Annotated in this window: 6 protein-coding genes; all 6 read left to right on the top strand. The window is 46.0% G+C overall.

Going from position 1 to position 6,579, the window contains the following annotated elements:
* Positions 1-15 precede the first annotated feature (15 nt).
* The 6 genes from CFERDRAFT_RS07800 (at position 16) to CFERDRAFT_RS07825 (ending at position 6,262) form a co-directional block, all read left to right on the top strand.
* Complete coding sequence (locus tag CFERDRAFT_RS07800; protein ID WP_040433480.1) at positions 16-1,158, top strand: hypothetical protein; 1,143 nt, start codon at positions 16-18, stop codon at positions 1,156-1,158.
* A 273-nt stretch (positions 1,159-1,431) separates the two neighbouring features.
* Complete coding sequence (locus CFERDRAFT_RS07805; RefSeq protein WP_156778031.1) at positions 1,432-1,944, top strand: hypothetical protein; 513 nt, start codon at positions 1,432-1,434, stop codon at positions 1,942-1,944.
* A 310-nt stretch (positions 1,945-2,254) separates the two neighbouring features.
* Positions 2,255-2,479, top strand: a complete 225-nt coding sequence (locus CFERDRAFT_RS12375; protein ID WP_332248038.1) for a Fic family protein — start codon at positions 2,255-2,257, stop codon at positions 2,477-2,479.
* 338 nt (positions 2,480-2,817) lie between these two features.
* On the top strand, positions 2,818-3,003 hold the full coding sequence (locus CFERDRAFT_RS12380) for a hypothetical protein (protein WP_156778032.1): 186 nt from the start codon (positions 2,818-2,820) through the stop codon (positions 3,001-3,003).
* A 252-nt stretch (positions 3,004-3,255) separates the two neighbouring features.
* Complete coding sequence (locus tag CFERDRAFT_RS07820; protein WP_006366675.1) at positions 3,256-4,929, top strand: Ig-like domain-containing protein; 1,674 nt, start codon at positions 3,256-3,258, stop codon at positions 4,927-4,929.
* 115 nt (positions 4,930-5,044) lie between these two features.
* Entirely contained in the window at positions 5,045-6,262 is a 1,218-nt protein-coding gene (locus tag CFERDRAFT_RS07825; protein ID WP_006366676.1) for a M20 metallopeptidase family protein, read from the top strand.
* Positions 6,263-6,579 lie beyond the last annotated feature (317 nt).

The following is a 6,579-nucleotide window of genomic DNA, read 5'->3' on the forward strand; positions in this document are numbered from 1 at the left end:
AAAACTGTTTTGACTATGTACCGTTTTAGGGTCGAATATTATAATAAGGAACATAAGCGTTTACTTGAACGCTATTCGTGTTATGATGCAATTGAAAAAATAGTTAAAAACGGTTTTACTGTTCCTGAAGAAGAATTTCATTGTTATGCATTGTTTCGTGAACAGAAAAGATATGAAGGTTGGCGAACATATCAAGAATTAAAATCAAAGATTCCCAATAGGTTGTCAAATTTTAAAGAGTATTTTTCTACTAATGATGGGTTAATATCTTCTAATTTTGGTCAAGCAGACGATAGAGATAGTCATCTTACGGAATCAATAGGCATTGGCGGTGGGTTGTCGCTTGTCAGCAAATTGTATGATCTGACGGAAGCTGATTGGGAGAAAATTCCTGTATCTAATAAAAAAGACCTTGATTTTGAGATAGCATCAAATGGTAAAGAGTTTATTGAAGTTGAAGTTAAAGGGGCTGTGGTTAAAAATATAAATAGGAAATCTGAGGTTTCTGGGCGAGCTGGAGAAATAGAACAAAAAAAGATAGAAAAAGCAACAAGGACAAATTTAAAGAGTTCTCGCATCGGAGTAATTGTTTCTGTTTCTGATGTATGTGGGGAAATGCCGATATGTAGGATACTTGACCCTGAAGGGGATAAATACGATATGTCTCCCGAAAAATATCGATTGATAGCAAGACTTTCTTATTATTACAGAGAGTTAAGGACGTTGGGGAGATTTGGCCTGCTCTCTGATCTTACCAATAGAATCAGAACCCTATACTATTCCTATGATTATGAGCAATTAGATGGAGTGGTATTGCTAGATGTTAATAAAAATAAAATTGCTTTGCCCCTCTCAGCTATGTATTCAAAGTCAACCGCAGGTGATTTTGCGTTTGGAGAAGTAATTGATTTAAAGAATGGTCGCTATTATTTTTATGGCATGATGTATGATGTATTTGATGTTCTGATAAATCAAAAATTCGAGAATATTAGTAAATATATCAACACAAGTCGTATCGAGTCTGTTAAAATAACTGCAAGGTTGAAAGTTAATAAAAATGATGATGATGAAAAAGAGAGATTCCGCACAATTGATATGAAAGGAGATATAAATATCACTCCATCAGGAAAGGTTCTTGGGGTATGCTATATCATTTAATCTATTTGGCTTCGATTATCTTGTTTTAGTTAATATAAAAAGCTCTTGAGGTGTTTCTGGTTTATGAGAATATATTTTTTGCAAAAAATATTCAATTTATAAGTGTTTAGCCACATTAAAGAGCACTGATTATCTCAGTCATAGGAGCATCTGTGTTGATATTAAGCACTGGTTGCTCCATAAGTCAGATTGGAATAAGCAATTTCTAAAAAGATCACCCTTTCTTTGAATCCGTTTTATGAAGAGATCCGTAACATACAAGCATATTTATTAATGAATCAACTATATGGTGAAATAAATGCAAAGCTTTATCAGAGCCTTCAAGACCCACTTTCAGTAACAACCAGAAAGACAAAAAAAAATCTTTTGCTGCTTAGTGTTCTTGGGATAACTATTGTGTTTGCTAAAATAGCACCAACCGAAATAAGTGCACTAGGAATAAAAATAATCATTAAAGATACTCAAAACTTATTGCTAATTCTTGTTGGAGCGATAGTGTATAACCTAATATCTTATTTTGTTTATGCTTTTTCGGATAAGAGAGCATTAAATTTATTGATGAATGAGGTTGAGCTTCATCAAAACCCAAATATGATAAGATATCAGGAAAAAAATAAGATAAGAGAGCAACCGAAATCTGTAGGTCAAATAACTCTAAATAACCACTTGTATGTTGGGCTTGTATTCGGCTATAAAGATGTTATACGGCGTTTTTATTACGATATAGTGATTACTGGGTTTATTGCTATTATCAGCATATACCTTCTTTTATGTGAAAGGTTATGAATTATGCGAAGGCGATCGTGCGGTTCCGGGGCGCTCTCGACTACCTCAACTTACTCCTCTCCGAATTGACTGACAACAAGCAAGGAACAGACGCATCCATGTTAATAAGGCCAAGTATGAATTGGGTGATGTCGTGGCAGAGCATATCGGCTCAGGAATCCGGCGTATCGGGAATTAATGCTTGGAGTATGGTGTTGCAGAGCCTTTGATTGAGGTTTCGGAGCACTGGTTTACCGTTACCTTTCCCCGTTCCGGCGTTACGATAGAAAACGGACAGCCAGAGTCAACCCCTCATGTTAGCCCTCATGTTATGAAGGTTGTCTCAAGTCTGCCTGGGGAGATAAATCGGGATGAACTGATGAAAATAATTGGTGTAAAGGATCGTATGTACTTTATGCGAAGCTATCTAAAGCCTGCCATTGCTGCCGGTTTTATTGAAATGACCTTTCCGGAGAGGCCGCGCAGTAAAAATCAGCGCTATCGGCTTACCGAGAGAGGATTCGATCTTCTGAAAACCATGAAGGAGAGCAAATGACCCCTGCGCCATACATCGATGAGGCTTCTCAGCGCCACATGCGCCGGTTTTATCGTGCTTTTCCAATTTGCGACACAGTGCGTCGCGAATTGAGCTGGTTACATTATCGGACAATGCACTTCCGGGACAGCGTCAACTTGGTGCAGCCGGGACGTTCATAACTATGTAAACTTGTTAAAGCTTTTCAGTATCTGCATTTGCAAGGTCAGATGCTCCTTGGGGGGAAACTACCGGTAAAACTACGCTTGAAAGAATACGGACTCTGCTGAAAATAGAGCCATCCGTAACGCACCATTAGTTGGCTGCAGGTATACGTGTAAACGGGATCAAATCTCACAGTGATATACAATTCACTCTCAAGGGAGTATTCGTCATGTCGGACCTACCAAGAGGGGCCACTTGGAGGTGTTGCAATACGCATTATCGGCATCGTTGAGCGTGAAACGCAAAACCGTTTTATTGACCCTTTTTGTGACGAACTCGACTATCGCTATCCCGGCGACGGGAGCGATCTGGCTGAGTGATGCTGAGCGAGTATTTATCCTGTGTTTTTCGCGAAAAGATTCCTTAACTTCAACAATAATTTATGTTTGTGTTTCCATCACAGGTTTTTGTGAAAGCGTAATGGTGTGTCGGGTTTGCCGGAATTGATCAATCAGATCATGGATGGGGGCCATGCACGCTTTTCGTTGTGGCGGAGGGTTATGGCTTTGTCAGAGAGAGGGGAGATCTCCGGACGGTGTGTATTCAATTCGGTTTAAATAAGTAACACCGTTATGCCAACCCCCTTCACCTCTTCAGCCACAACCACATTTTCTCTGAGCGGTCTAACCACTCTTGATGCACTGCTCAGTACCGAGCTTCAAAAATGGAGTGCCGGTTCCAACTCCTCCGTATCGCTCTCCTACAGCTTTCCCTGGACTACTAATTCCACACCGGTATGGCAGGCTGAATACAGTGATATGCTGGAGCAGGAGGCCTCAGAGCATTTCGGGCTGACAGCCGCGCAAATCGCAGAAGTCAATCACGCACTGCAAACCTGGGCCGATGTTGCCCTTCTCAACTTCACAGAAGTCGCTGATGACCCCGACAGTGTCGGTGATTTTCGTTTGGCATTTTCTTCCGCCGTGGACGGCTACTGGGGGTGGTGTTATTTTCCTGACAGTACCTGGGCAAGCGCAGGCGATGTATGGATCAATCCACTGTTTGCAACCGGAAGCTCATGGACATCTGGCTCTTTCAACTATTACTCCCTGATTCATGAAACCGGGCATGGACTCGGGCTTAAACATCCGGGGAATTACAGTGAGGGCAGTAGCAGTACCGAAATCTATTTTCCGGCATCTCTTGATTACCGGAATTATTCGGTCATGTCCTACAATGATTTTCAGACATGGTTTTTCGATACAAGCCTGCAGGAATACATTGCTGTTGTTCCTGAAACCCCGATGGTTTATGATATAGAGGCTATCCAATACCTCTACGGAACCAACAATAATTACCGGACAGGGAACACGACCTACACCTTTGATCCCGCCACTCCGTTTTACAAAAGCATCTGGGACTCCGGCGGAACCGATACCATCGATATCTCCAACTTCAGTACGGATTGTACCATCGACCTGACACCGGGCAGTTACTCAACGCTTCACTATATCAATACCGGCACCCGTTCGGATCTTTATGACGGTTCCAATAACCTCGGCATTGCTTTCGGAGTAACGCTTGAAATGGTCAATGGCGGTTCGGGTAATGACACCATAAAGGGTAACCGTGCCGGTAATTCGCTCTATGGCGGCAGTGGTAATGATACCGTTACCGGCGGCGCAGGAGATGACATCCTGAATGGAGGTGACGGAACGGATAAGGCGGTGTACAGCGGAAATTTCAGTGATTACAGCATCAGCTATGATGGAGCAACCGATACCTACACGATTACCGACAAAAGTGCGGATCGTGACGGGTCGGACCGGGTAAGCGGATTTGAACAGTTCCAGTTTGCCGATGCAGTGAAAGCGGACATTCTTGTTCCAACGGTTACTCAATTCAGTCCGGCTGACGGGGCCGTGAATGCGGGGAACTGGGATGATATTGTCATCACCTTCAGTGAAGTGATACAAAAGGGCAGTGGGACTGTTGCCATTCACCTCGGTTCAGCAACCGGAAGCTTGCTTGAACCCGCCTATGATGTTTCAACAAGCACCAATCTCACCATCTCGGAGAGTCGGCTGACGATAAAACCTGACCTCTCATTTGCATTCAGCACACACTATTTCGTCACCTTCGATACCGGATCGATAACGGATCGTGAGGGGAACTCTCCGGACGGTCTTCAGAGTTATGATTTTACTACAGCTGATCCCTATATCGATAACTCCGGGGGTTCAGGTGCCGGCCCTGTGCTGGCAGGGGTTGGATCAATCGCGATCCTTGCATGGGTGATCCTCTGAACCGACACCGGAGATAACGCCTGTTGTTTCCCTTTTGCGCTGATATTTGTACCTTGGTATACTATCTACCGCTTAGAGTGCCAATGGTGCTGCCTTAAACCGTTAATTACTTTTTATGAATGCAGATCGCTCAACCGTGATTGCTGAAAGGATACAGCAGCGTGCCAATGAGATCTTTCCGGAAGTCGTTGAACTGCGTCGCGAGATCCATCGTCATCCCGAGCTCGCCTATGAAGAGGTACGAACCACCGCGCTGATTTCGGAAACGCTGATCGGATTCGGCATTACACCGGAGCCTCCTCTGCTTGAAACCGGAGTTGTAGCTGTAATTCGAGGCGGGAAGAAGGCTGCAAACGGGAAGCTTGTTGCCCTGAGGGCTGACATTGATGCCCTGCCGCTCTCGGAATCGAATGAGCATGGCTTCTGCTCCATGGAGAAGGGGAAAATGCATGCCTGCGGTCATGATATGCACACGGCTATGCTGCTCGGCGCCGCCAGGATTCTTGTGGAGATGAAGGAGGAGCTTGAGGGTGACGTGCTGCTGGTTTTTCAGCCTGCCGAGGAGAAAGCGCCGGGCGGGGCAAAACCGCTGCTTGATGCCGGTCTTTTTACCCGATTCAACCCTTCGGCGGTTTTTGGACAGCACTGTTTTCCGAACGTCCAAACCGGCAAGGTAGCCATGTGCAAAGGGAGTTTCATGGCCGCAGCCGATGAGCTCTACTTTACCGTTACCGGGCAGGGAGGGCATGCCTCCGCGCCGCACAAGGCGGCAGACCCTATTCTTGCTGCGGCTCATATCATTACCGCAGTTCAGCATCTTGTCAGCCGGGTGGTTCCCCCGCATGAGCCTGCGGTGGTCTCCATCGCATCGATTCACGGAGGCAATGCCACCAATGTCATTCCCAGTCAGGTGACCATGTCGGGCACCATGAGGACCATGAATGAGGAGGTTCGGGCCCTGCTTCACCATCGACTACGCCAGACCGTCATGCACACCGCGGAAGCGCTCGGAGTAACAGCCGAGCTGGAGATCCGCAACGGCTATCCGGTGCTGTACAATGATCCTGCAGTTACGACCCGTGCCATGACGCTCTGCGGAGAGTATCTTGGCAAAAAGAATGTGATCGAAAGCGAGCCGCTCATGACGGCGGAGGATTTTGCCTACTATCTTCAGGCCTGCCCCGGAACATTCTGGCAGATCGGAACCGGAACCCCGGAACCGGTAAAAGGGAACACCCTGCACTCTCCGACCTTCAATCCCGAAGAGCTTGCCCTGAAAACCGGCAGCGGACTGCTTGCCTATACCGCCATCAGGTTTCTCGGGATGCCATAAGGCTCCTATAAATCTGTTGCGCGATTCGATTGCGTCGTTGGGCGGTGCTCGAAATCCTCATGTACTCTCGTGTACATTCCGGTTTCTGCGCTCCGTCCGCCTTGCCCTCGAACCGCTCACGACGATTTATAGCAGAGCCTTTCCGCGATTTGATTGCTTTGTCGAGCGGTGCTCGAAATCCTCATGTACTCTCGTGTACGTTCCGGTTTCTGCGCTCCGTCCGCCTTGCCCTCGAACCGCTCACTACGATTTATAGCAGAGCCTTTCCGCGACTTGATTGATTTGTCTGGCGGTGCTCGAACTCCTCATCCCGACTG

It is taken from the genome of Chlorobium ferrooxidans DSM 13031 (genome assembly GCF_000168715.1).
GTDB classification, from domain to species: domain Bacteria; phylum Bacteroidota; class Chlorobiia; order Chlorobiales; family Chlorobiaceae; genus Chlorobium; species Chlorobium ferrooxidans.